Raw genomic sequence first — 25103 nt, forward strand, 5'->3', positions numbered from 1 at the left:
ACAGATGTCACCCTGATGAGATCAATTGATGAAAAGAAAAGTGGAGGAAAATCGTAACGGTACGACACCCCTCTCATAACTGAGCGGAGTGTCGGTATTGAAGCTTAACGCATTTCAGCGCGAACGCGCTCAAGGTCTTCGGCAGTATCTACGCCAGTACCGGGGGCTTCTTTAGCAACGGCAACATGGATTTTTTCGCCATACCACAACACACGAAGCTGCTCCAGCATCTCAATATGTTCCAGAGGGCTTGGCTGCCAGTTCACATAGCGGCGAATAAATCCGGCACGATACCCGTAGATCCCCAAATGACGCAGGAAGGTATCGCCAATGGTCTCACGGCTATTGGCAAAACGGTCGCGATCCCAGGGGATCGTCGCACGAGAGAAGTAAAGCGCGTAGCCTTCAGCGTCCAGCACCACTTTCACCGCGTTTGGATTGAATGCCTCTTCCGCACTGTGAATCGGCACTGCCAGCGTTGCCATTCCGACCTGACGCTGCGCCAGGTTGTCCGCGACCTGGCGAATAATCACCGCCGGGATCATCGGCTCATCGCCCTGGACGTTCACAATGACGGTATCATCGCTGAATCCACATTTTCCCACGACTTCCGCCAGTCGCTCGGTACCCGACTGATGATCGGCGCGGGTCATGCACACCTCACCGCCAGCCGCCTCTACCGCACGCGCCACATCTTCATGATCGGTCGCCACGATAATACGATCGGCCCCGGATTCACGCGCACGTTCCAGCACGTGCACAATCATCGGCTTGCCGTTGATATCCTGCAATGGTTTACCCGGCAGGCGCGTCGATGCAAAACGAGCAGGAATAATGACCACAAAACTCATGATTTGCTCTCGTCGGAGGTCAAAGGACGGGCTTCGGTTTCCAGTAATACCGGAATACCATCGCGTAATGGGAAAGCGAGGTTATCCAGTTTGCAAATCAGTTCTTGTTTTTCCTGGTTGTACCAGAGTTTGCCGTTACATACCGGGCAGGCAATGATTTCGAGCAGACGATGATCCATAGTTCCTCCAGATGGACCGGATTGTGAATCTGTAAATATTAACATAATCGTCTAGATATCTGCGTCTATTTCCCAGCCCTGACGGCAGTCACTAAACAACCCCTGGGGACAAACGCCCAGCGTAACGCGCCTTGCCTGCTGCCAACGCGCGAAATCACTGATCGCCTGAAACAGACCTTTTTGCAGGGTTGATCCGGGCTTGATCCCCTCTTGCAAGTACAGCGCAATCACGTCCAGCACCCCCGTTTTACGGTGCATTTTGGCATCCATCCGCCCGACCAGCGCCCCCCGATGCAACAACGGCAGGACAAAATAACCGTATTGTCGTTTAGGTGCTGGGGTATAGCACTCCAGACGATAGGTGAAATCAAACAGTTGCTCTACCCGTTTTCGATCCCAGACGACAGGGTCAAACGGCGACAAAACAGCACTGTGCGTCGCCGTTAATTGGCCCGCCATTGCCTGTTCCAGAAACGGTTGAAGCTCTGCATGGAGCCACAACGTGCCTAATGTTTCAACCTCGACTGGAATGATTTGCTGTTGCTCAGCGCGGGCGTCCCGCCATGCATTCAACGCGGGTCGTTTTAAGCGGTAGTAGTCCGCCAGCCACTGTTCACGGAATATCCCCAGGCTACGCGCACTGTTATCCAGCATGGCGGTTTCCGCTTGAGCCTGAGAAAGTAAGTCACGCTTATCATCCCAGTGAGGCATGACGCGTTGCGTCAAATCATACACCCGCTGAAAGTTGCGACGTTCCACTACCATCACTTTTCCGGCGGTAAACAGTCCTTCAAGATGACGTTTATGGGGTTTCCACTCCCACCAGCCGTTGGCCCCTTTGCGTGGATGTTCAAAATCCGCAGAGCGCACCGGGCCATTGTGATGAATATGCTGCATCAGCTGGTCGATTTCATGGGCATGCTCTTTCATCCAGGCCGCTTTATACTTCCAACCCATTTTCTCTGGCGACAGCATTCGGTGGCGGATGAGCGTAAAGTCGCTACGCGGCAGGAAGCAGGCCTCATGCGCCCAGTACTCCATCAGTTCTCCGCGCAATAATGCGTCATCCAGCCACTGCGGCGGATAGTTCCCAAGGCGGCTGAATAGCACCAGATACGGGCTACGCGCAACAATGTTGATGGTGTCGATTTGCAACAGCGACATGCGTGAAATGGTGGCGAGAATATCGCTGGGCTGCGGGCGACGGCGTGATTTTTTTAACAGCCCCTGGGCTGCAAGGTGAAGGTGACGGGCATCAGTAAGAGAGAGTTGCGGCAACGACATTGAAAACTCCATAAATCGTTCGCCGCCGCAGCCTGATTCAGCTAGCGAACCAGCGAAGTGAGTTGCTTAAGCAATGCGTCCGGCTCTTCACCAGACAACTGAGCATCAACAGGCAAATACCACCAGTTATCGTCTGCAAACGAGCGGCACTTAACGGCATCCTTTTCCGTCATCACCAGCGTCTGACCTTCGGTGAGCAATGCGTTGACGTCACCATAACTGAGCAACTGATGATCGGCCAGCGCGACGCATTTTTGCGGGTGTGCGCCGCATGCGTCGAGCGTCGCAAAGAAACGGGGAGGATGGCCGATGCCCGCCATGGCGACAATATTACGCAGTTGCGCCACGTTACAGCGCTCACCGGTGCGCAAATTGACCGCCAGGCCGGGTTCCAGATGCATAGGAATTTCACCCGGTTTAGCAATACCGCCATTAACAATGACCGCATCCACCGATTTAAGCCGCCCCGCGCGCTCGCGCATCGGGCCTGCCGGCAGCCACCAGCCATTGCCAAATCGGCGAACGCCGTCAATCACCACAATTTCAACATCACGCGCCAGACGGTAATGTTGCAGCCCATCATCAGTCACAATAATTTGCACATCATGGTGAGCCAGAATGGCTTTCACCGCATCGCAGCGATCGGGCGAAACGGCAACCGGCGCACCGGTACGTTGAGAGATCAGTACCGGTTCATCGCCCGCTTCCGCTGTCGTGGTTTCGTGCGTCAGGAGCAACGGATAGGATGACGCCTTTCCGCCGTAACCCCGTGAAACCACCCCCACGCGAATACCGCGCTGTTGGAGCTGTTCAACCAGCCAGATAACGACAGGCGTTTTACCGTTGCCGCCCGCCGTCAGATTCCCCACGACCACGACCGGCACTGGCGCACGCCAGGTTTGTTTTAATCCCAGCCTGTAGCACAAGCGGATACCCCCGCTCACCAGGCCGTAGAGCCAGGAAAGTGGGAGTAACAGTCGCCACAGGGGCGACTCACCGGACCAGATGCGTGCGATCATTGACCAAATTGCATTTTGTGCAACTGAGCATAAACACCGCGATGTTCCAGCAGCTCAGTATGGGTTCCACGCTCAACAATCAGCCCGTCTTCCACCACCACAATCTCATCCGCCTGTTCAATGGTAGAGAGACGGTGTGCAATAACCAGCGATGTACGGTTTTTCTGTAGTTCGTCCAGCGCAGCCTGGATCGCACGCTCCGACTCGGTATCCAGTGCGGAAGTGGCTTCATCCAGAATCAGAATCGGGCTGTCGCGCAGCAGGGCACGTGCAATCGCAATACGCTGACGCTGACCGCCAGACAGCAGGACGCCGTTCTCACCAATCACCGTATCCAGACCGTTATCCATTTTATTGATAAAGTCCATCGCATACGCCATACGCGCAGCCTCTTCGATCTGCTCGCGGGTGTACTGTTCGTTACGTGCGTAGGCAATGTTGTTGGCGACGGTATCGTTAAAAAGATGCACGTTCTGCGAAACCAGAGCAACCTGGTTACGCAAGGATGCCAGCGTATACTCGCGCAGGTCATGCCCGTCCATCAGGATATGACCTTCATCAATGTCATAAAAACGGGTGATAAGGCTGGCGATCGTCGATTTCCCTGAGCCTGAACGCCCGACTAACGCCACGGTTTTGCCTGCCGGAATATTCAGGTTGATATTACGCAGCGCAGGCACTTCACGTCCTGGATAGGTAAAGGTGACGTTGCGGAATTCCAGATCGCCACTCGCACGCTCAATAACACGTTTGCCTTCGTCTTTCTCTTGCTCGCTGTCCAGAATCGCAAATAGTGTCTGGCATGCCGCCATCCCACGCTGGAACTGTGCGTTGACGTTGGTCAGAGATTTCAGCGGGCGCATCAGGGCAATCATGGATGAGAAGACAACGGTGATCGTCCCTGCGGTCAGGTTTTCCATGACGCTCGGGAAGCTGGCCGCATACAGGACAAAGGCCAACGCCAAAGACGCAATCAGCTGAATGATGGGGTCAGAGATAGCAGAGGCCGACACCATCTTCATCCCCTGCAGACGCATTTTATTGCTGACTTTGTCAAAACGTTTGGTTTCGACTTCCTGACCACCAAAAATCAACACTTCTTTGTGGCCTTTCAGCATCTGCTCAGCACTGGTCGTGACCTGCCCCATCGTGTTCTGCATGTTTTTACTGATGCTACGAAAACGCTTAGAAACCACGCGAATCGCAATTGAGACAACGGGCGCCAGTACGATCAGAATGATCGACAGTTGCCAGCTGTAGTAGAACATCAAGACAAACAGACCGATAATCGAGGCCCCTTCACGCACAACGGTGATCAGCGCCCCGGAAGAGGAAGATGCGACCTGCTCTGAGTCGTAGGTAATGCGCGAGAGCAAAGTGCCTGTCGACTGCTTATCAAAAAAGGAGACGGGCATCCCCATCATATGGCCGAACAAGCGACGACGTATGGTCATCACGACCTTACCTGACACCCACGAAAGACAGTAGCTGGAGACATAGCTGGTGATGCCACGTAATACCATCAGACCAATCACCACCAATGGCATCCAAAGCAGCACCGAACGGTCTGTTTTACCAAAACCTTCATCCAGTAACGGCTTAAGGAGCGATAACATGAAGGTATCGCTAGCTGCGTTGAGGATTAACGCTACCCCCGCCACGATCAGGCCCAATTTGAACGGCGCAATGGTTGGCCACAGTCGGCGGAATGTCTGCCACGTAGAGAGATCTTTATCGTTATGCATTCAAAAAACCAGCATTTGTTGAAATAGCCGCATATTCTACCCGTTATCCTCTGACACGCCAAACCACTGATGATACCAACGAGGTAAAATTTGCTCCCGCAGACTGCGTATTTGCCAACCTTGCGAGGAAAAGATAAGCGAAATCTGCCCCTGATGCGGCGTATCCAGCCATTGATATCCCTGTTGTCGGTATCGCTGCCTGACTTTCCATGACGGCAATCGCCAGGCGTTGTAACGCGCTGCCGAGGCCAGCGCCCCCTGCCCCTCAACGCGTTGAATTAACGCCAGCGACGATGAGGTATTGCTGCCATGATGCGGAACCTGAATAAATGTCGCCTGCAAATGTTGCCAATAATAACTTAGCATTTTTTGCTCTGCGTCGGATTCAATATCCCCCGTCAACAAAACACTGTGTTTACCATCATCGACTTTGACGACGCAGGAACGGTTATTTCCGTTTTCTTTATTGCCTTTGACAGGCCAGTGCGCGCGAAACGTCAATCCTTGCCATTTCCACTGTTCTGCCCGAAAACAGGGCTGGTGCCCTTCCCATCCTAACGGACTTCTTATCCAAAGCGTTGGCCAGGCTCTCTGTAATGAGTGCAATCCACCACGATGATCCAGATGTTCGTGGCTGAGAATAATGCCTTCGGGTTGCAGGTTGTGCCAGCGTAGCCAGGGAATGATCAACTGCTGCCCGCTGTCGCCCTCCGACCAGGCTCGCCCGGTATCATAGAGGATGGCCTTTCCATTGCGGGCAATGACCATCGCCAACCCCTGCCCGACATCCAACATGTGGACCTGCCATTCATCTTTCGGCTCTGTACGCCATAGGGGCCAACTGACTAAGATCGCCCCTGCCAGGCATACCCCCGGCCAGGTACGCCAAATCGCAAACCGCCAGGCAATGATTATTAACCAGGGAGACAATGCCAGCCATTGCCACCGCTTATCAATACTGATCCAGCCTTCCGGTAAATGGCTGAGCAACCAAAACAAGAGCGCCAGTGAACGATCTGCCAGATACCAGCACCCCTCTTCAATGAGGAGTGGTCCCGTCAGATGCACCACCATACCTGCCAGAATGAGCGGGACAGAAATAAATGTCACCAGCGGTACAGCAAACAGGTTTGCCAAAAATGCGGTCACACTCATGCCATGAAAAATCGCAATTTGCGCAGGTAAGAGCAACACCGTAATACCTAACTGCAGATGGATAAGACTCCATATCAAGCGCCCCGCGCGTGATACCGAACAGACTGGAGCAGGTCCCCATTGATACCAGAATATCAGTGCGGCAACGGCCAACGCCGACAACCATAAACTCTGCGACAGAATGGCAACAGGATCGGCAATCACAATCGCCGCCAGACAACAAAGCCAGACCTCCCATCCACTCCATTGCCGTCCGCTTAATTTAAGTACTCCCCATGCACTCAAGGCGATGACCGTGCGTAACGCGGGTGGCTGCAACCCCGTCAACCAGGCATAAAACAGAGCGCTGCCGATTCCACCAATAAGGGGAGCTGGCCAGCGGATCCACCCCGTCGGAAACACAAATTGTGCGCATCGAATGATTCCCCCCGCGAGCAGTGCAGCAAAGGCAATATGCAGCCCGGAAATCGCCATCAGATGCGTTGTGCCAGTATCCCGCATGAGGTCTTTCACCTCCTGCGGCACCGACAGACGCTCCCCCATTCCCAGCCCCAGAATAACCTGCCGCCAGGGATAGTTTGCCAGCGCAGTGGTGAGAGAAGACAAGTAACGAGCGCGTAAACTGCACCGGGAGTCGATGACACTTGCCTGCAAGAAACGTCCCGTCAGAGGTTGGTGCTGGGCCAACGCATAACGTTGGCTATCGAACCCACCGTCATTCAGTTGACCATGTACCGCGCGTATCTTTAGCGTCATTGCCCACTGTTGCCCGGCGCACACTTCGCTGGGCAAATACTGACCGTTTAAAACGATTCCCACCGCAGGAAATAGTCGCTGCCCCTGTATATGCGTAATTTGCCCATAATGCGTCGTCATATGGTCCGTCGCCGTTATGCGCACAACAGCCTGCTGCGTTGCACCAGGCAATGTATTTCCCGGCCAGAGAGTCTGTTTCGCAGCGAATATTCCCCACAGAAAGAAGAGCACGGTCAGTCCGACATAACGCGCCCATCGCCGGGGAATAACACAGAACACACACGCCAGAAGGAACACGACGGCGAGATACGGCGTATCCGGTAGCGCGGGCAATAGCAACAGAGGAAGAATGCCAGACAATGCGCACGCGCTCACCGTTGTTATTTTCATAGACACCTCCCTGTTAGAGAAAGTGTGCCGTTTTGTGGTGTGGTTGTCCGGTGGCGGTTTGACAACTTGCAGCAAGGGTTCCACTGTTTTCGCGTGGCGGGTGAAATGCACAAATACAAATGCGAAGGGGATTCCAGTTCCCTATATTTGACAGGATTCCAGAAACGAAAAAAGCACCTTAACGGTGCTTTTTTCTGGCTCAAGTTTTAAGTTAAAACTTAACCGTAAATATTGGCGCGATCGCGCAGTTCTTTACCCGGTTTAAAGTGTGGAACATATTTTCCTTCCAGATCCACTTTGTCGCCAGTCTTCGGGTTACGCCCGGTACGAGGTGCGCGGTAGTGCAAAGAAAAACTGCCGAAACCGCGGATTTCAATACGCTCGCCCTGCGCAAGAGTCGAGGCCATATGCTCCAGCATCTCTTTCACTGCATCTTCAACCGCTTTCGCGGGAATATGAGATTGCTGGGTTGCAAGTCTTTCAATCAATTCTGACTTGGTCATGATTCCTCCGGTTCCTTAAAGGCAAAATTAGCTGTTGCTGTCGCTGCATTGATTAAGGGCGGCCGTAGCCGCCCTTAGTGCTTGATTACAGGACGAATCCCGCAATCTGTCAAGTAAACTCGTGATACTTCAGGATGAAACACCCCGAAGTGTCAGAGAATTACTCGCCTTTAGCTGCTTTGAAAGCTTCAGCCATTGCGTTGTTGGAGAAGTTTGCATCTTCCTGTTTGTTAACAGTTGCGATTGCATCTTTCTCATCAGCTTCGTCTTTCGCACGAACAGACAGGCTGATTGCACGGTTTTTACGATCAACGCCGGTGAATTTAGCTTCAACATCGTCGCCAACGCTCAGAACCAGAGTTGCATCTTCAACGCGGTCACGGGAAGCTTCAGAAGCGCGCAGGTAACCTTCAACGCCGTCAGCCAGTTCTACGGTTGCGCCTTTAGCGTCAACTGCAGTGACTTTACCGTTTACGATTGCGCCTTTCTTGTTCAGTGCAACCCAGTTGTTGAACGGATCTTCTGCGAGCTGTTTAACGCCCAGAGAGATACGCTCACGCTCTGCGTCAACCTGCAGAACAACTGCTGCGATTTCGTCGCCTTTTTTGTATTCACGAACTGCTTCTTCGCCTGCAACGTTCCAGGAGATGTCAGACAGGTGAACCAGGCCGTCGATGCCGCCGTCCAGGCCGATGAAGATACCGAAGTCAGTGATAGACTTGATTTTACCTTCAACACGGTCGCCCTTGTTGTGGGTTTCCGCGAACTGCTGCCATGGGTTGTTTTTGCACTGCTTCAGACCCAGGGAGATACGACGACGTTCTTCGTCGATATCCAGAACCATAACTTCCACTACATCGCCAACGTTAACAACTTTGGACGGGTGGATGTTTTTGTTGGTCCAATCCATTTCGGAAACGTGAACCAGGCCTTCAACGCCTTCTTCGATTTCAACGAAGCAGCCGTAGTCGGTCAGGTTGGTCACGCGACCAGTCAGTTTGGTACCTTCCGGATAACGCTTAGCGATAGCTACCCACGGATCTTCGCCCAGTTGTTTCAGGCCCAGAGATACACGGGTACGCTCGCGGTCGAACTTCAGCACTTTAACAGTGATTTCGTCGCCCACGTTTACGATTTCGCTCGGATGCTTAACGCGTTTCCATGCCATGTCAGTGATGTGCAGCAGGCCGTCAACACCACCCAGATCAACGAATGCACCGTAGTCAGTGAGGTTCTTAACGATACCTTTAACTTCCATGCCTTCCTGCAGGTTTTCCAGCAGCTGATCGCGTTCTGCGCTGTTCTCGGATTCGATAACGGCACGACGAGAAACAACAACGTTGTTACGCTTCTGGTCCAGCTTGATTACTTTGAACTCAAGCTCTTTGCCTTCCAGGTGCAGCGTGTCGCGAACCGGACGAACGTCTACCAGAGAACCTGGCAGGAACGCGCGAATACCGTTCAGCTCAACAGTGAAGCCACCTTTAACTTTGCCGTTGATAACACCGACTACAGTTTCAGCTTCTTCGTAAGCTTTTTCCAGCGTGATCCAAGCTTCGTGACGTTTAGCTTTCTCACGGGACAGCAGAGTTTCACCGAAGCCGTCTTCTACTGCATCCAGTGCAACGTCAACTTCGTCACCAACCTGGATTTCCAGCTCGCCCTGGGCGTTTTTGAACTGCTCTGCCGGAATGGCAGACTCAGATTTCAGACCGGCGTCAACCAGTACGATATCTTTGTCGATAGCAACAACAACACCACGAACGATGGAACCCGGACGGGTTTCGATTGTTTTTAAGGATTCTTCAAATAGTTGAGCAAAAGATTCAGTCATGTTTAATCTTCAGGTTTCATATTTAACGTCCACCTGGCTCCATGCCGGATGGGGTTGTTTAACATACCCGCTGTCATTCCATTGCAACGGGGGTACTGCAAATTCGGTCGCGTTTAAGCGAGTGCCAGTTTTTGGCGCGCGTATTGTAACGCTTTTTCAATCACTTGCTCAATGCTTAATCGGGTAGAATCCAAAACTAAAGCATCAGCAGCAGGAACCAGCGGCGCTACAGCACGATTACGATCGCGATCGTCGCGTTCTTTGATCTCGGCCAAAAGGCGATCAAAGTTAACACTAAAGCCCTTCTCCTGCAACTGAAGCATACGGCGATGAGCACGTTCTTCAGAGGAGGCGTCAAGGAAAATTTTTACAGGCGCATCAGGGAATACCACCGTGCCCATATCTCGTCCGTCAGCGATCAAACCAGGCGCATCACGGAACGCGCGCTGACGGCGTAGCAACGCTTCGCGAACGCGTGGAAAAGCCGCCACTTGAGAGGCGGCATTGGCGACGTCCTGAGTCCGTATTTCGCCACTCACATCTTCCCCTTCCAGTATCACTTCCAGAGTGCCGTTCGTGGAGACAAAACGGACATCCAGATGAGATGCCAGCGGCACCAGCGCGTCTTCAGAAGTTACATCGACATGATGATGTAATGCTGCCAACGCCAGTACACGATAAATCGCACCAGAGTCCAACAGATGCCACTGCAATGCTTCCGCCATTGCTTTGCACAAGGTGCCTTTACCTGCACCGCTTGGGCCATCAATGGTAATTACCGGGGCAATTGCTGTCATCTTTATCTCCTTAAAGGCATACCGTTAACGTGAACGCCGCGCATTATACGCGTCTGTACGACGGAAAGTGAGTATTGCTTGCAAATTACGGGCAACAGGAGATGGAATGCAGAATAATTACGCAATTATAGCGGGCTGAGAGGGTATCAGCCCGGGAGATGACAAACTTTTACTTTTTATCCGCAGCGATACGTTCGCGGATATGTTGCGCACGTTCGGTTGATGGCGGGTGGGAATCGAACATCGATTTAGCATGACCAGCATCCAGGCTCGCCAGCTTATCAAAGCTGCCGACTAACCCTTTCGTGCTGATACCGCGTTTTTTCATGAGATCGTAAGAGAAATCATCCGCTTCCGACTCTTTATCACGCGAGTATTTGGCATTGATAGCCCCTTCTGCGATATCACCAAGCTGAGATTGAGAAAGCTGAGCCGCTACGCCGCTGGTTGCAGAGATAGCGTCGCGTGCGGCAACGATAGCGTAAGACGCTTTCATTTCTGCCAGCGAGTGACCCAGCGCGACGTGACCCAGTTCGTGGCCCAGAACGCCTTCGATTTCATTGTCGTTCATTATGTCCATCAGGCCGCTATAGACGCGTACGCAGCCGTTTGCCATCGCCCATGCGTTAACATCGCTGGTCATGTAAACCTTATAGTTAACCGGTGTACCGTTGATGTTATTACCCAGCGCTTTGGCGATGTTGGCTAAGCGTTTGCTGTATTTGCTGGACGAGCTGGCTATTTGATTTTGGCCGTCCATTTCCTGACAACCCTGGTTCGCGAGCGCTTTAGCATCGGCATCCGTCAGCGTCGCTGCTTTGTAAGCAGACAACCCAGAACTGACCGCCAAATTGGTGTCGATACCGTGTGTATTCTGACAGCCGCTCAGCAGCGTGGCGGAAACGGCCAGTGCCAGCAGTAATTTTGTATTTTTCATGTGAATCATCCGTTGATTAAACATAATTTATATAAATATTAATGAGTTATGAAAGCATTCGGAGATTAACATTGTTGCGAGCGGCCAGAAAGTCCGAAAAAAAACGCCGACCTGAAGGTCGGCGCTTGCATTACGTATTCATTATTCAGGCAGGATTCAGGCAGGGGTACTCATTCGCGCCAACTGCTCGAAATAATCCGGGAACGTTTTAGCGGTACATTTAGGATCAAGAATCGTTACCGGCGTGTCGGATAACGCCACCAGCGAGAAGCACATCGCCATGCGGTGGTCGTTGTACGTTCCAATCTCGGCAAACTGCAATTGAGCAGGCGGCGTGATGCGAATGAAATCGTGCCCTTCTTCTACTTCGGCACCCACTTTACGCAGCTCGGTGGCCATTGCAAATAAGCGATCGGTCTCTTTCACACGCCAGTTATAGATATTACGCAGCGTCGTCGTGCCTTTCGCAAACAATGCCGCAGTTGCAATGGTCATTGCCGCATCCGGGATATGGTTCATGTCCATATCAATGGCATTTAATTCACCGCGCGTGCAGGCAATAAAATTGTCGCCCCAGGTTACTGTTGCGCCCATTTTTTCCAGCACATCGGCAAAACGAATATCGCCCTGCATGCTGTTACGGCCAATACCGGTCACCTTCACCGTACCGCCTTTAATGGCGCCCGCCGCGAGGAAATACGAAGCAGAAGAGGCATCCCCTTCCACAAGATACCCCCCCGGAGACTGATACTGCTGTCCCCCCCTGACGACAAAACGCTGGTAATTCTGGTTCTCAATCTCTACGCCAAACGTTTTCATCAGATTCAGCGTGATATCGATATACGGTTTGGAAACCAGTTCGCCTTTGATCACAATCGTCGAATCTTGCGGCGCCAGCGGCGCGGTCATCAACAATGCGGTGAGAAACTGGCTGGAAACACTGCCGTCGACCTCAACCTGCCCACCGGTAAAGCCACCGCGCAGACGTAACGGCGGATAGTTTTCCTGCTCCAGGTACTCGATATTCGCCCCGCCCTGACGCAAGGCATCCACGAGGTGTCCAATCGGACGTTCTTTCATGCGCGGTTCGCCCGTCAGCACGATATCGTTCGTCCCCAGGCACAACGCGGCCGCCAGTGGCCGCATGGCGGTTCCCGCATTGCCAAGGAACAGTTCCAGCGAACCTTCAGCCTGCAGTGCGCCACTGTTGCCGTTGATCTCACAGCGGGTACGATCGGCAGAAAGGGTGTACTCAATCCCCAGCGCACTCAGCGCACTCAGCATATGGCGAACGTCATCGCTGTCCAGCAGGTTAGTCAGAACAGTGGTGCCGCGAGCTAACGCCGCCAGTAGCAAAGCGCGGTTTGACACACTCTTGGAGCCAGGCAGATTAATGGTGCCATCGACCCGCGCGATAGGTTGTAACGTCAGGGATTCCATGAAACTCAACTCTCAAAAACAGAAATAAAAACCCCACAGGCACGCTGTGGGGATGAAAAAGTACAGCCAATTAGCCGCGGCGACGCTCGAAATCGATCATGAAATCGGTCAGTGCTTTAACGCCTTCAAGAGGCATGGCGTTATAGATAGAGGCGCGCATTCCCCCCACCACACGATGGCCTTTCAGCGCATGTAAACCTGCTGCAAATGACTCCTCCAGGAAGTGTTTATCCAGCGCGCTGTCAGCCAGCTGGAACGGTACGTTCATGCGGGAGCGGTTAGATTTCGCCACATCGTTACGATAGAAATCACTGTTATCAATCACGCCATACAGCAGTTCGGCCTTTTGTTGATTGATTTTATCCATCGCGGCCACGCCGCCCTGCTCTTTCAGCCATTTGAAGACCAGGCCAGAGAGATACCAGGCGAATGTTGGCGGCGTATTGAACATTGAGTCGTTCTCGTTCAGCACGCTGTAGTCAAGGATAGACGGACAGGATGTATGCGCTTTGCCCAGCAAATCTTCACGAACGATAACAATCGTCAGACCTGCGGGACCGATATTTTTCTGCGCACCCGCATAAATCACGCCATAACGGGAAACATCCAGCGGCGTAGAGAGAATCGTAGAAGAGAGATCGGCGGTCACGACCACATCAGACGCAAAATTCGGTGTTTCATTGATTGCGATACCGTCGATGGTTTCGTTCGGGCAGTAGTGCAAATAGGCGGCATTATCGGACAGTTGCCATTCGCTCATCGGCGTAACCGCACGCAGACCGTCAACGGTGACTTTGGCGTCAATCACATTGGGGGTGCAGTATTTTTTGGCTTCTTTAATGGCGCTGGCGGCCCAGTATCCGGCGTCAACATAATCCGCCGTCGTTTTATCGCCCAGAATATTGAGCGGAACAGCGGCAAACTGACCACGACCGCCGCCATGACAGAACAATACTTTGTAGTTAGAGGGGATACTGAGGAGATCGCGAAAATCTTTCTCTGCTTCCTCTGCGACCTGGATGAACTCTTTGCCGCGGTGGCTAATTTCCATTACTGATGTGCCAAGACCCTGCCAGTCACAGAGATCCTGTTGCGCCAGTTTAAGCACGTCTGCCGGTAGCATTGCCGGACCTGAACTAAAATTGAAGACCTGAGCCATTTCCCCTCACCACGTTGTATTGTTATCAACTCAACATCCCGTCGGTTGCGAACAGCAGAACGACAGACATTGGATATACGTTATTCCTGTGGATATCGGTTTTATCATTCAGTGACACGCGCCGCAATGGGTAAAACTGACCGGAGCAAAAATGAGCGGTGCATCACACAACAGAATCTGTCGGTTTGCCGGGTTAAAACCGATATTTTTGCTGTCAGACGATCCGTTTTGCCTGACTTGCCTTCGACCATTCTGGATTTGCACAGCGCGGACATAATTGATGATCGCCAGCTTGCATCTTGATCACTTCGCTGCAACGCACGCAGGCGTAGTCCCCCGCCTCGGGAACGACTTTAAATCGCTGCGTGCACTGTTTAGGCAGAATGCTGAGTCCAGACTTCACTTCTTCGTCGGCAAAAAAATAGACGCTAATTTGTCCATTGGTTTCCAGGATAGCGAGTTTCACCTGCCCCAGTTGTTCAACGCCATTTAGACGCAGTTCCATAAAGAACTCAAACTCGGTCATATTCGCCCGCCCGAGCTTCGACCAGGCCAGTTCACCGTCTTCAATGATCACCACGGGCTTGCCTTCCAGCATATCTTCCAGTTTCTCGCTGTGCGCCATCAGCCACATGACCAACCGATAAAGCAAGGCCAGTGAGAGAAAAACGACCAACACCGGGAGCAGTGGAACATCATCATAAAACGCGACATCCCCGGCAGCCGATCCCAGCGTCAAAATGATCAACACTTCAAAGAGCGACATCTGCCGAACGCCACGGCGTCCGGTCATCTTCAGAAAAAGGAACACCAGAACAAAGGTATAGAAACTTCGCAGCGCAACTTCACCCAGAAACTCCAGTGGTACGTTATCCAGCGCCATACGTTGCCAATCGAACGCCTTCATTTTTATGCCCTTGCGCGGGTGAGTTTTGTAAAAGCATAGTCAATACTTTTATTTACGCCGAAGGACCGGTGACGATAGCGCCATGCCGGGAAAACCCGTATCATTGCGCGCTTTCCGTACGACAAAAGTGATTTTCATGACGCAAACATTTATCCCTGGCAAAGACGCTGCTCTGGAAGATTCCATCGCTCGCTTTCAGCAAAAACTGCTCGACCTTGGTTTCCATATTGAAGAGGCCTCCTGGCTGAATCCGGTGCCAAACGTCTGGTCTGTGCACATTCGCGACAAAGAGTGCGCGCTGTGCTTCACCAACGGTAAAGGCGCGACCAAAAAAGCAGCACTGGCCTCCGCGCTGGGCGAATATTTTGAGCGTCTGTCTACTAACTATTTCTTTGCTGATTTTTGGCTCGGTGAAACCATCGCCAATGGCCCGTTCGTACATTACCCGAACGAAAAATGGTTCCCGTTAACCGAAGATGACGACGTTCCTGAAGGTCTGCTGGATGCGCGTCTGCGCGCGTTCTACGATCCGGAAAATGAACTGACCGGCAGCATGCTGATTGACCTGCAGTCCGGTAACGAAGAGCGCGGCGTCTGCGGTCTGCCGTTTACCCGCCAGTCTGATAACAAGACCGTATATATTCCGATGAATATTATCGGCAACCTGTACGTTTCTAACGGGATGTCCGCCGGTAATACGCCTAATGAAGCGCGCGTTCAGGGGCTGTCTGAAGTTTTTGAACGTTATGTGAAGAATCGCATTATCGCAGAAAGCATCAGCCTGCCGGAAATCCCCGCCGATGTCCTGGCGCGTTATCCGGCAGTGGTGGAATCCATCGCGAAACTGGAAGCGGAAGGTTTCCCGATTTTCGCTTATGACGGTTCATTGGGCGGTCAGTACCCGGTTATCTGCGTGGTTCTGTTCAACCCGGCCAACGGTACCTGTTTTGCTTCATTTGGCGCACACCCGGATTTTGGTGTCGCACTGGAGCGTACCGTCACCGAACTGTTGCAGGGTCGCGGTCTGAAAGATCTTGATGTGTTTACTCCGCCAACCTTTGATGACGAAGAAGTGGCTGAACATACCAACCTCGAAACCCACTTCATCGATTCCAGCGGTCTGATCTCCTGGGATCTGTTCAAGCAGGATGCCGATTATCCCTTCGTTGACTGGAATTTCTCCGGCACCACAGAAGAAGAATTCGCGACCCTGATGGCTATCTTCAATGCTGAAGATAAAGAAGTGTACATCGCCGATTATGAACACCTGGGCGTTTATGCCTGCCGTATCATTGTGCCGGGCATGTCTGACATCTACCCGGCCGAAGATCTGTGGTTAGCCAACAACGGCATGGGTAGCCATCTGCGCGAAACGATCCTTGCTCTCCCGGGCAGCGAGTGGGAAAAAGAAGCTTACCTGAATCTGATCGAACAACTCGATGAAGAAGGTTTTGACGACTTTACCCGCGTACGCGAGCTGCTGGGACTGGCAACCGGGCCGGATAACGGTTGGTCTACGCTGCGCATTGGTGAGCTTAAAGCGATGCTGGCGTTAGCAGGCGGCGACCTTGAGCAGGCGCTGATCTGGACCGAGTGGACGATGGAATTTAACGCATCCGTCTTCAGCGCTGAACGCGCGAACTACTACCGTTGCCTGCAGACGTTACTGTTGCTGGCGCAGGAAGACGATCGTCAACCTCTGCAATATCTGAATGCCTTTGTTCGCATGTATGGCGCGGAAGCCGTTGAAGCGGCAAGTGCAGCATTAAGCGGAGAATCGGCGTTTTATGGGTTACAGGCGGTAGACGGCGACTTACTGGCTTTCCCATCGCACCAGTCTCTGTTGAAGGCCTATGAGAAACTGCAACGTGCAAAAGCCCTCTGGTGGTCAAAATAAAACCGAATAGCTTACTCTAAGTAGGCTTGAACACTCGGTTGAGCTATATTACGGGGCGCTTTTAGTGCCCCGTTTTACTTATTTTTGCCTAACCAAAAATAAATGTAATGACAAGGTTAAATATTGGTAGTTGATATTACATAAAATAATGCGTAAGTGTTGCTATACATGTCAATTACTCCATTTTAATTAACTGCATTTCCAGAGGTCCAGAGAAAAAATTCAACTCACATTATAACTTTTAAAATTTATTTTTATTTTATAAATCAATCAATTACATCGCAATCGTGCAAAAACCATGCGACTTGAAGGCCTATAAGCCAGGTGAGATATGATCTATATCAAATTCTCATCTATAATGCTTTGTTAGTATCTCGTCGCCGACTTAATAAAGAGAGAGTTAGTGTGAAAGCTGACAACCCTTTTGATCTATTACTCCCTGCTGCAATGGCCAAAGTGGCCGAAGAAGCAGGTGTCTATAAAGCAACGAAACATCCGCTGAAGACTTTCTATCTGGCGATTACTGCCGGTGTATTCATCTCAATCGCCTTTGTTTTCTATATTACCGCCACAACCGGTACCGGAACGATGCCGTTCGGTATGGCTAAACTGGTGGGGGGTATCTGCTTCTCTCTGGGGCTGATTCTTTGTGTTATCTGCGGCGCAGACCTCTTTACGTCAACCGTACTGATCGTCGTCGCCAAGGCCAGCGGCCGTATCACATGGGGTCAACTGGCAAAAAACTGGCTCAACGTTTATGTTGGCAACCTGATCGGCGCCTTGCTGTTCGTATTACTTATGTGGCTATCTGGCGAGTATATGACCGCCAATGGCGCATGGGGACTTAACGTTCTGCAAACCGCCGACCACAAAATGCACCATACTTTTGTCGAAGCTGTCTGCCTCGGTATTCTTGCTAACCTGATGGTTTGCCTGGCCGTGTGGATGAGCTACTCGGGTCGCAGCCTGATGGACAAAGCGTTCATCATGGTATTACCGGTCGCGATGTTTGTGGCGAGCGGTTTTGAGCACAGTATCGCAAACATGTTTATGATCCCTTTGGGTATTGTAATCCGCGACTTCGCAACACCGGAATTTTGGGCCGCAGTCGGTTCCGCTCCGGAGAATTTTACTCACCTGACCGTGATGAATTTCATCACCGATAACCTGATTCCGGTTACGATCGGTAACATTATCGGCGGCGGTTTGTTGGTCGGGTTGACATACTGGGTCATTTACCTGCGTGGCAACGATCATCATTAGTCCTGTGATGTTGGTTATACGCAGTAAATAAAAAATCCACTTAAGAAGGTAGGTGTTACATGTCCGAGCTTAATGAAAAGTTAGCCACAGCCTGGGAAGGTTTTACCAAAGGTGACTGGCAGAATGAAGTAAACGTCCGTGACTTCATTCAGAAAAACTACACTCCATATGAGGGTGACGAGTCCTTCCTGGCTGGCGCTACCGATGCGACCACCGCTCTGTGGGACAGCGTGATGGAAGGCGTTAAACAGGAAAACCGCACTCACGCGCCTGTTGACTTTGACACCTCCGTTGCATCCACCATCACTTCTCACGACGCGGGTTACATCAACAAATCGCTTGAGAAAATTGTTGGTCTGCAGACTGAAGCTCCGCTGAAACGTGCGATTATCCCGTTTGGCGGCATCAAAATGGTTGAAAGTTCCTGCAAAGCGTACGATCGCGAGCTGGACCCGATGCTGAAAAAAATCTTCACCGAATACCGCAAAACCCATAACCAGGGCGTATTCGATGTTTACACCAAAGACATTCTGAACTGCCGTAAGTCTGGCGTTCTGACTGGTCTGCCGGATGCGTATGGCCGTGGTCGTATCATCGGTGACTACCGTCGCGTTGCGCTGTACGGTATCGACTTCCTGTTGAAAGACAAATACGCTCAGTTCGTCTCTCTGCAGTCCGATCTGGAAAACGGCGTAAACCTGGAAGCGACTATCCGTCTGCGTGAAGAAATCGCTGAACAGCACCGCGCGCTGGGTCAGATCAAAGAAATGGCCGCTAAATACGGTTGCGATATCTCTGGTCCGGCTACCAACGCTCAGGAAGCTATCCAGTGGACCTACTTCGGCTACCTGGCCGCTGTTAAGTCTCAGAACGGCGCAGCAATGTCCTTCGGTCGCGTATCCACCTTCCTGGATGCTTACATCGAACGTGATATCAAAGCAGGCAAAATCACAGAGCTTGACGCTCAGGAAATGATTGACCACCTGGTCATGAAACTGCGTATGGTTCGTTTCCTGCGTACGCCTGAATATGATGAACTGTTCTCCGGTGACCCGATTTGGGCAACTGAATCTATCGGTGGTATGGGCGTTGACGGCCGTACTCTGGTAACCAAAAACAGCTTCCGCTTCCTGAACACCCTGTACACCATGGGTCCTTCTCCGGAGCCGAACATCACCGTTCTGTGGTCTGAAAAACTGCCTCTGAACTTCAAGAAATTCGCCGCTAAAGTGTCCATCGACACCTCTTCTCTGCAGTACGAGAACGATGACCTGATGCGTCCGGACTTCAACAACGACGATTATGCTATCGCTTGCTGCGTAAGCCCGATGGTTGTTGGTAAACAAATGCAGTTCTTCGGTGCGCGTGCAAACCTGGCGAAAACCATGCTGTACGCAATCAACGGCGGCGTTGATGAAAAACTGAAAATCCAGGTTGGTCCGAAATCTGAACCAATCAAAGGCGACGTTCTGAACTTCGACGAAGTAATGGACCGCATGGATCACTTCATGGACTGGCTGGCTAAGCAGTATGTCACCGCGCTGAACGTTATCCACTACATGCACGACAAGTACAGCTACGAAGCTTCTCTGATGGCGCTGCACGACCGTGACGTTATCCGCACCATGGCGTGTGGTATCGCTGGTCTGTCCGTTGCTGCTGACTCCCTGTCTGCAATCAAATATGCGAAAGTTAAACCGATTCGTGACGAAGACGGCCTGGCTGTTGACTTCGACATCGAAGGCGAATACCCGCAGTTTGGTAACAACGACTCTCGCGTTGATGACATGGCGGTTGACCTGGTAGAACGTTTCATGAAGAAAATTCAGAAACTGAATACTTACCGTAACGCTATCCCGACTCAGTCTGTTCTGACCATCACCTCTAACGTTGTGTATGGTAAGAAAACCGGTAACACCCCAGATGGTCGTCGTGCTGGCGCGCCGTTCGGACCGGGTGCTAACCCAATGCACGGCCGTGACCAGAAAGGTGCTGTTGCCTCTCTGACCTCCGTTGCTAAACTGCCGTTTGCTTACGCTAAAGATGGTATCTCTTACACCTTCTCTATCGTTCCGAACGCACTGGGTAAAGACGACGAAGTTCGTAAGACCAACCTGGCAGGCCTGATGGATGGTTACTTCCATCACGAGTCTTCCATTGAAGGCGGTCAGCACCTGAACGTGAACGTCATGAACCGTGAAATGCTGCTGGACGCGATGGAACACCCGGAAAAATATCCGCAGCTGACCATCCGTGTATCTGGCTACGCAGTACGTTTTAACTCCCTGACTAAAGAACAGCAGCAGGACGTTATTACCCGTACCTTCACTCAGACCATGTAATTGGATTTGACTGAAATCACGCGTTAAAAAACGTACAACCAAAGGCTCCACATCAGTGGGGCCTTTTTTTTACAGGTCATTCCTCTCCCCTCTGCCCGCGTTGTCAGCAGCCTCTCTGTATGGATGACGGACAAAACCGCCACGACACAGTGAACAACTGTGCACTCCAACTCAGGAAAAACACGATACACTGAGTCTCTATTGCAATACACATAATAAGTCCGGCAAAGCCGAAGAGACACTCAAAGTGATAGGTTCAACCTGTACCAATGCTGTGAATGCAGGTGGTCTCAAGAATATTGAAAAAAATGCAGTCGATGATATATGCTTAACATGCTATTAAAATTTAACCGAGATAGCTTATTAAATATGATACAGGTTTTGATTTAAGTCTGTAATACTTACATATGAAATAAAAATACATCACCCTGCATTCACTACCCTGCTATTTTCGTATGTAACAATAAGCCATCTGCAACGACTGGCAGCAAACGCTGCCGTATTGTGATTTGCCGAAATGGCACAAACTGAATCGACACAGATCATCCATACATCATTGATGTACTCATCTATAAGAAGCTGATTATAAGAAAATAGCTGCCAACAGCTCTGGATTCGTTAAAATTACCAAACAATCTGGATCATGGCAAAAATACGAAATTAGTGTTAATTAATGCCCTGTCAACCTGGCTACAATACAAAGTAATAAATAAAAATTAAATTAACTAACTTTTCCGTATCAAATAAAACAAATCTAATGACTCACTACAAAATAAAACTCATTGAATAATCATGAATGCTTTGCTAAAAATCGATTTACATTAAAATCCACTTTAGTGTTAATAACACCAACTATTCCTACGCCTTAATAATTAGAAAGAATGTTCAATATTAAGGAGGGTTAAAACTTCAGCAAGATGGTGAGTTATATATTCAATGGCATATTACAAAAAATGATTCTGTAACAGAACCCAGGCTACAAAGACTAGGGGTTATTATGGCAAGTAAAAAGACACCCACCGCTAAGAACTCCGCGAGCAAAACAATGCCACATTTTCAACATAAGTATCGAGAACAAGTACGACTGTTACTCGTGAGTGGAATCCTGCTGTTTACACCGCTATTTTCATTCGCGTCCGATGGGCAAGGTACTGTAGAGGCTGCATCAATAATAGCGTGGAAACAATTCCGTGCTGCACAGCCTTTCCAGACGCAAGTGATTGCTCTGTCACAGGCACCAGGCGGCAAGCCCAGAACACTGATTCTTTCCGAACCAGCCCCCCAGATGACCCAGGCCAGACTTATGGCGATTCTTGGTACACACGCCGCTGGCTGCAAGAAACAGGAGTGGACTGTGATGTCTGGCGGTATCGTTAGCGACCTGGTGTGCACGGTGGTCAAGACCAACCAACCTGACTGGCCTGAGACGCTCGCACAGATCCAACTTGAAGCTCTCGGGTCAACCGAAGGCGCTCCTGTCATCAGTTTGCCTGTACCTGTCCGCAAGATGCTGGGCCAGAGTATGGATGTGCGATTTACGGCCAACGACCTCTATAATTGGCTCGTCAATGACAAGCATACGTTTTCCAGTAACCCTATATCCCCGTCGTTGATATTAAGCGACCTCCTCACTGGCGGAACGCGCGGCGTGTTCAGGAGTGATGATGGCCAGTTGATCATCTGGATTGTCGGCCGTAACGCAGTGCTGGATGAACGGGCTCGTGGGGATATCCATCGCTTTGCTGTTGGTGGCGATCTGATCCTGGGAGCCGTAGCAAACAAGCAGTCCGTGGTGATCGTGGGGCGTGCCCGTACGGCGTCGCTTGCACACCTGCCTCCGCTCAGAAGCGAAACCATCCTGCTCCTGGCAGGCAGTAGCGAGCGACAACTTGAGCAGTCCTACGAGCGCAACGACCTGATTGCCGGCAAGGGTACTGATGGCATCGATCGCGCGCCCATATTGTTGAGTCCTCAGCTGGTAGACACCGAGTTCGGTACTTTACTTAATGTCGCCGACCAGTTGCTGAAGGGCTGGTCCATGGCAGGACTGGTCCAGTACGCCAGCTTCAATTATCCGAAGCCTCGCTCATACCCCTTTGGCGCGACGCCTGCGTATAAGGTTGAGCCAGGCCGAGACCAATTTCTGTTCAACTGGAATACGGATGGCGTCGCCTACCAGCAGGCTATCGGCGAACTGGATGTCATCGCACCACAGCGAACGGGATCCCTCTCGGTAATCTATGGCGATATAAAAGACAGGCCGCGCAGCATGGAGGACACCGCCTACGAATACTTTGCCCAGTCAGGGGATACCTCCTTAGCCAGGGTGGTGCAGTACACACTCCTGTATCAAATCTTCAGGCAGTTCAACATTACGGCTGCGCAACCACCCGTGTCTGCGCGGTACAAGGAGTTCACCACCAGACTGGACCAGGTGACCCGAAGCCAACTGAAGTACCTGTTGAGCGATGTGTCCGAGGCGCAATTGAAGGCTCTCATATCAAGCTATTGGACCAACTTTTTCGGCGGCACCAGCGATGCCGAACTGGCATCGTATGGCATTCAGCGTAATGAGTTAATCGCCAATCGCGTCGATGTGGCGATGACCGTTGCTCAGGTACTTCGCGAAGCAAATAAAACCAGCAATGGCAAAGTGCTGGACGCACTTGTCGATATTACAGAAATTTTCAGACTACGGTCGCAACCCACAGCCGTTGAGGAAGCTCGCTTTAACGCAGCCCTAACCACACTGGACGCAAGTCTGGGAGCCGAATTTGCGCAGGAACTGCTGCAGAAGCGGGGCTATCTGTTCAAACAAACAGGCCTCATTCAGACCGTAATGAGCCAACCAGGAGGCTGGAATTCGCTAATGTCCGCCGGGCCGGTGACAGCAACGAGCAACCATACAGCCTATATCGTCGAATCTCATGGACAGGGATCGGGCGTCGGCGGCCACAACATAGACGCATCGATAACTCGCTTTCACGCTGAAGAGTCACTGAGTAAGGGCAACATCCGGGTGAACCAGGCGGACAACGGTGATTGGGTCGTCGATTACAGTCCTGCCGACAGCGACCGGGTTCGGGCAATCGCCCGGGACCTGGGTACTCTTGACAAGGATCTAAGCAAAGAGCAGATCGAAGCCGGGGTTGCCCAGGCCCTGAATACCGCGCTCCCTGAAAAGCCTGTGACCCTGAGTTCGATCCGCAAGGTGACTGGCCATGACGAAGATTTCAACCCCTCGAAAGCAACCGCACCGACGCATCAGGTCCGGGGGCTTAAACCCGACGAACGGAAAGTGCTGGACGCACTGGCCGCAAGCAAGGAGGACGCCATCATCATAGAGCTATCCAGCAACGGTGCGTTTACGCTGATGCGAACCGGGTCTCTCAACGTTATGGAGGTCAACTCTGTGACTGCGGCTACCGACGCGCTGGCAAACGGGCTTATCGCAAATGCAGGTGGCAGCGGTGGTGTTTCTGTCCTGGTCAAAGGCGTCGCAGCGGAGAAAACCGAAGCTATGCTTAGCACTGTGAAAGCCTCGTTGCTACATCGCGAGAAGAGCTCCGTTGATGCTGTAATAGCTGCGGATTCCGGTTTCGTGGTCACTCCAGGACGCGTGAAAATGCTGAACGGGAAAATCGCACACAATGGCCTGTACATCGACCACAGCGACATCAAGACGACGAAGGTCAAGGGTGGGAAGTTCGATGGCTATACGCGTGTCGAAGTGCCGATCATTGTGCAATCCCAGGCTAAGTGGTACCTGCAGCTCATCTTCTTCGTGAAGGACATGTCGACGGCCAGTATCAATGCGATTGTGAGCAAAGTCTCGAACGTGCTCGCTACGCTGAATATGCCTGCATCACCTACCGATATTAACTCTGCCATACGCCACAGCCTGCAGAAGGATTTTCAGGAGCTCCATATCGATGCCCTGCTGAAGGTCAAGGGAAACGATGCTTCCCACAAGATTCACAGCGTGACAATTGCTCAGGATATGAAACATGCAAAAGATAACACCAGCGCCTGACGTCGCGGTCCTGTGCTGCATCCCGCTGGATGCGGATCGCTGGATGGAGGTCGCCACACAAAGGCCTCACGGAGACTTCGTCCGCTTCAACACGAATCGGCTGAAAACGTCGGTCTCCGGAGCCTGGTCTGCGTTTGCGGGGGAAGCCAGTTTCGTCTCGCGCAAGCTTGAAAGCATTGAGAAGCGGGGTATGCAGGTCGTGCGTGCAGCAACGGCAACCGACATTGCACTCGCGGCAACCCGACACCGTAACATCGTCTTGATTGCGCACTGGAAGGGCATGGAACTGCCTTCGGATTCTGGATTGCCCAGTGCGAGGCTGGAGACATACGATGCAATGATTGCAGCAGCAGAGTTCGCGAGCCTCTTCCCTGACGATTTTGCCGGTACGGTCTACCTCATCGTCTGCACCTCCGACATTCCAGCCGAAACGTTCAGGCGTAAACACCCTGACGCGATCTGCATTTGCAGTAGCGAATCTGCATTGGCTGGGCTGTCGCTGGCGAAGCTGGATGCGGCACTAAAGCTGATGCAGGCAAATAACCTTCCGCTTTGGAAGGCGCTCTTACAAGCCGCCGATCTCATCGATTCCATAAGCAGATAGGAAACCAT

Annotated in this window: 18 protein-coding genes; 5 read left to right on the forward strand and 13 right to left on the reverse strand. The window is 51.7% G+C overall.

Annotated features, from left to right (window positions below):
• Positions 1-104: 104 nt before the first annotated feature.
• The 13 genes from kdsB to P2W74_RS14940 all read right to left on the reverse strand — a co-directional run bounded on the left by kdsB (position 105) and on the right by P2W74_RS14940 (position 14956).
• Complete coding sequence (gene kdsB, locus P2W74_RS14880) at positions 105-851, reverse strand: 3-deoxy-manno-octulosonate cytidylyltransferase (RefSeq protein WP_276292213.1); 747 nt, start codon at positions 849-851, stop codon at positions 105-107.
• Positions 848-1030: a protein YcaR gene (gene ycaR, locus P2W74_RS14885; protein WP_162380057.1), complete on the reverse strand. Its 183-nt coding sequence runs from the start codon at positions 1028-1030 to the stop codon at positions 848-850. The genes kdsB and ycaR overlap by 4 nt, the downstream gene beginning before the upstream one ends.
• A 51-nt stretch (positions 1031-1081) precedes the next feature.
• Positions 1082-2314, reverse strand: coding sequence for a winged helix-turn-helix domain-containing protein (locus tag P2W74_RS14890; RefSeq protein WP_276292214.1), 1233 nt, complete (start codon positions 2312-2314; stop codon positions 1082-1084).
• 41 nt (positions 2315-2355) lie between these two features.
• Positions 2356-3333 carry a tetraacyldisaccharide 4'-kinase gene (gene lpxK / locus P2W74_RS14895; RefSeq protein WP_276292215.1) on the reverse strand — a complete coding sequence of 326 codons (978 nt, stop codon included), beginning with the start codon at positions 3331-3333 and terminating at the stop codon, positions 2356-2358.
• Positions 3330-5078 (reverse strand): lipid A ABC transporter ATP-binding protein/permease MsbA, encoded by a 1749-nt coding sequence (msbA, locus tag P2W74_RS14900; RefSeq protein ID WP_276292216.1) that lies wholly within the window; start codon positions 5076-5078, stop codon positions 3330-3332. The genes lpxK and msbA overlap by 4 nt, the downstream gene beginning before the upstream one ends.
• A 36-nt stretch (positions 5079-5114) precedes the next feature.
• On the reverse strand, positions 5115-7379 hold the full coding sequence (locus P2W74_RS14905; RefSeq protein WP_276292217.1) for a ComEC family protein: 2265 nt from the start codon (positions 7377-7379) through the stop codon (positions 5115-5117).
• A 218-nt stretch (positions 7380-7597) separates the two neighbouring features.
• Positions 7598-7882, reverse strand: coding sequence for an integration host factor subunit beta (gene ihfB, locus P2W74_RS14910; protein WP_002463068.1), 285 nt, complete (start codon positions 7880-7882; stop codon positions 7598-7600).
• Between the two features lie 160 nt (positions 7883-8042).
• Positions 8043-9716, reverse strand: a complete 1674-nt coding sequence (gene rpsA, locus P2W74_RS14915; RefSeq protein ID WP_004860074.1) for a 30S ribosomal protein S1 — start codon at positions 9714-9716, stop codon at positions 8043-8045.
• Positions 9717-9829: 113 nt separating this feature from the next.
• Complete coding sequence (gene cmk, locus P2W74_RS14920; protein ID WP_203358283.1) at positions 9830-10513, reverse strand: (d)CMP kinase; 684 nt, start codon at positions 10511-10513, stop codon at positions 9830-9832.
• A 169-nt stretch (positions 10514-10682) separates the two neighbouring features.
• Positions 10683-11450 carry a metalloprotease LoiP gene (loiP, locus tag P2W74_RS14925; RefSeq protein WP_276292218.1) on the reverse strand — a complete coding sequence of 256 codons (768 nt, stop codon included), beginning with the start codon at positions 11448-11450 and terminating at the stop codon, positions 10683-10685.
• A gap of 156 nt (positions 11451-11606) precedes the next feature.
• Entirely contained in the window at positions 11607-12890 is a 1284-nt protein-coding gene (gene aroA, locus P2W74_RS14930; RefSeq protein ID WP_276292219.1) for a 3-phosphoshikimate 1-carboxyvinyltransferase, read from the reverse strand.
• Positions 12891-12960: 70 nt separating this feature from the next.
• Positions 12961-14049, reverse strand: a complete 1089-nt coding sequence (serC, locus tag P2W74_RS14935; RefSeq protein ID WP_276292220.1) for a 3-phosphoserine/phosphohydroxythreonine transaminase — start codon at positions 14047-14049, stop codon at positions 12961-12963.
• A 214-nt stretch (positions 14050-14263) separates the two neighbouring features.
• On the reverse strand, positions 14264-14956 hold the full coding sequence (locus P2W74_RS14940; RefSeq protein WP_276292221.1) for a DUF421 domain-containing protein: 693 nt from the start codon (positions 14954-14956) through the stop codon (positions 14264-14266).
• Positions 14957-15092: 136 nt separating this feature from the next.
• Here P2W74_RS14940 and ycaO point away from each other — a divergent pair, with 136 nt between their 5' ends.
• The 5 genes from ycaO to P2W74_RS14965 all read left to right on the forward strand — a co-directional run bounded on the left by ycaO (position 15093) and on the right by P2W74_RS14965 (position 25095).
• The gene (ycaO, locus tag P2W74_RS14945; RefSeq protein WP_276292222.1) at positions 15093-16853 is read left to right on the forward strand and encodes a 30S ribosomal protein S12 methylthiotransferase accessory factor YcaO; all 1761 of its coding nucleotides are present in this window, start codon (positions 15093-15095) and stop codon (positions 16851-16853) included.
• 405 nt (positions 16854-17258) lie between these two features.
• A complete protein-coding gene (gene focA / locus P2W74_RS14950; protein ID WP_203358289.1) occupies positions 17259-18116 on the forward strand; it encodes a formate transporter FocA in 858 nt (285 codons plus the stop codon).
• Between the two features lie 59 nt (positions 18117-18175).
• Positions 18176-20458: a formate C-acetyltransferase gene (pflB, locus tag P2W74_RS14955; RefSeq protein WP_276292223.1), complete on the forward strand. Its 2283-nt coding sequence runs from the start codon at positions 18176-18178 to the stop codon at positions 20456-20458.
• A 997-nt stretch (positions 20459-21455) separates the two neighbouring features.
• Positions 21456-24491, forward strand: a complete 3036-nt coding sequence (locus tag P2W74_RS14960; RefSeq protein ID WP_276292224.1) for a hypothetical protein — start codon at positions 21456-21458, stop codon at positions 24489-24491.
• The gene (locus tag P2W74_RS14965) at positions 24466-25095 is read left to right on the forward strand and encodes a hypothetical protein (protein ID WP_276292225.1); all 630 of its coding nucleotides are present in this window, start codon (positions 24466-24468) and stop codon (positions 25093-25095) included. The genes P2W74_RS14960 and P2W74_RS14965 overlap by 26 nt, the downstream gene beginning before the upstream one ends.
• The last annotated feature ends 8 nt before the right edge of the window (positions 25096-25103 follow it).

Origin of the sequence: Citrobacter enshiensis (assembly GCF_029338175.1) — a bacterium.
Lineage (GTDB): Bacteria > Pseudomonadota > Gammaproteobacteria > Enterobacterales > Enterobacteriaceae > Citrobacter_D > Citrobacter_D enshiensis.

What these genes read in the sequence shown, in the direction of transcription:
- kdsB (WP_276292213.1), bottom strand. Translation starts at nt 851, where the DNA reads ATGAGTTTTGTGGTCATTATTCCTGCTCGTTTTGCATCGACGCGCCTG.
- ycaR (WP_162380057.1), bottom strand. Translation starts at nt 1,030, where the DNA reads ATGGATCATCGTCTGCTCGAAATCATTGCCTGCCCGGTATGTAACGGC.
- P2W74_RS14890 (WP_276292214.1), bottom strand. Translation starts at nt 2,314, where the DNA reads ATGTCGTTGCCGCAACTCTCTCTTACTGATGCCCGTCACCTTCACCTT.
- lpxK (WP_276292215.1), bottom strand. Translation starts at nt 3,333, where the DNA reads ATGATCGCACGCATCTGGTCCGGTGAGTCGCCCCTGTGGCGACTGTTA.
- msbA (WP_276292216.1), bottom strand. Translation starts at nt 5,078, where the DNA reads ATGCATAACGATAAAGATCTCTCTACGTGGCAGACATTCCGCCGACTG.
- P2W74_RS14905 (WP_276292217.1), bottom strand. Translation starts at nt 7,379, where the DNA reads ATGAAAATAACAACGGTGAGCGCGTGCGCATTGTCTGGCATTCTTCCT.
- ihfB (WP_002463068.1), bottom strand. Translation starts at nt 7,882, where the DNA reads ATGACCAAGTCAGAATTGATTGAAAGACTTGCAACCCAGCAATCTCAT.
- rpsA (WP_004860074.1), bottom strand. Translation starts at nt 9,716, where the DNA reads ATGACTGAATCTTTTGCTCAACTATTTGAAGAATCCTTAAAAACAATC.
- cmk (WP_203358283.1), bottom strand. Translation starts at nt 10,513, where the DNA reads ATGACAGCAATTGCCCCGGTAATTACCATTGATGGCCCAAGCGGTGCA.
- loiP (WP_276292218.1), bottom strand. Translation starts at nt 11,450, where the DNA reads ATGAAAAATACAAAATTACTGCTGGCACTGGCCGTTTCCGCCACGCTG.
- aroA (WP_276292219.1), bottom strand. Translation starts at nt 12,890, where the DNA reads ATGGAATCCCTGACGTTACAACCTATCGCGCGGGTCGATGGCACCATT.
- serC (WP_276292220.1), bottom strand. Translation starts at nt 14,049, where the DNA reads ATGGCTCAGGTCTTCAATTTTAGTTCAGGTCCGGCAATGCTACCGGCA.
- P2W74_RS14940 (WP_276292221.1), bottom strand. Translation starts at nt 14,956, where the DNA reads ATGAAGGCGTTCGATTGGCAACGTATGGCGCTGGATAACGTACCACTG.
- ycaO (WP_276292222.1), top strand. Translation starts at nt 15,093, where the DNA reads ATGACGCAAACATTTATCCCTGGCAAAGACGCTGCTCTGGAAGATTCC.
- pflB (WP_276292223.1), top strand. Translation starts at nt 18,176, where the DNA reads ATGTCCGAGCTTAATGAAAAGTTAGCCACAGCCTGGGAAGGTTTTACC.
- P2W74_RS14960 (WP_276292224.1), top strand. Translation starts at nt 21,456, where the DNA reads ATGGCAAGTAAAAAGACACCCACCGCTAAGAACTCCGCGAGCAAAACA.
- P2W74_RS14965 (WP_276292225.1), top strand. Translation starts at nt 24,466, where the DNA reads ATGCAAAAGATAACACCAGCGCCTGACGTCGCGGTCCTGTGCTGCATC.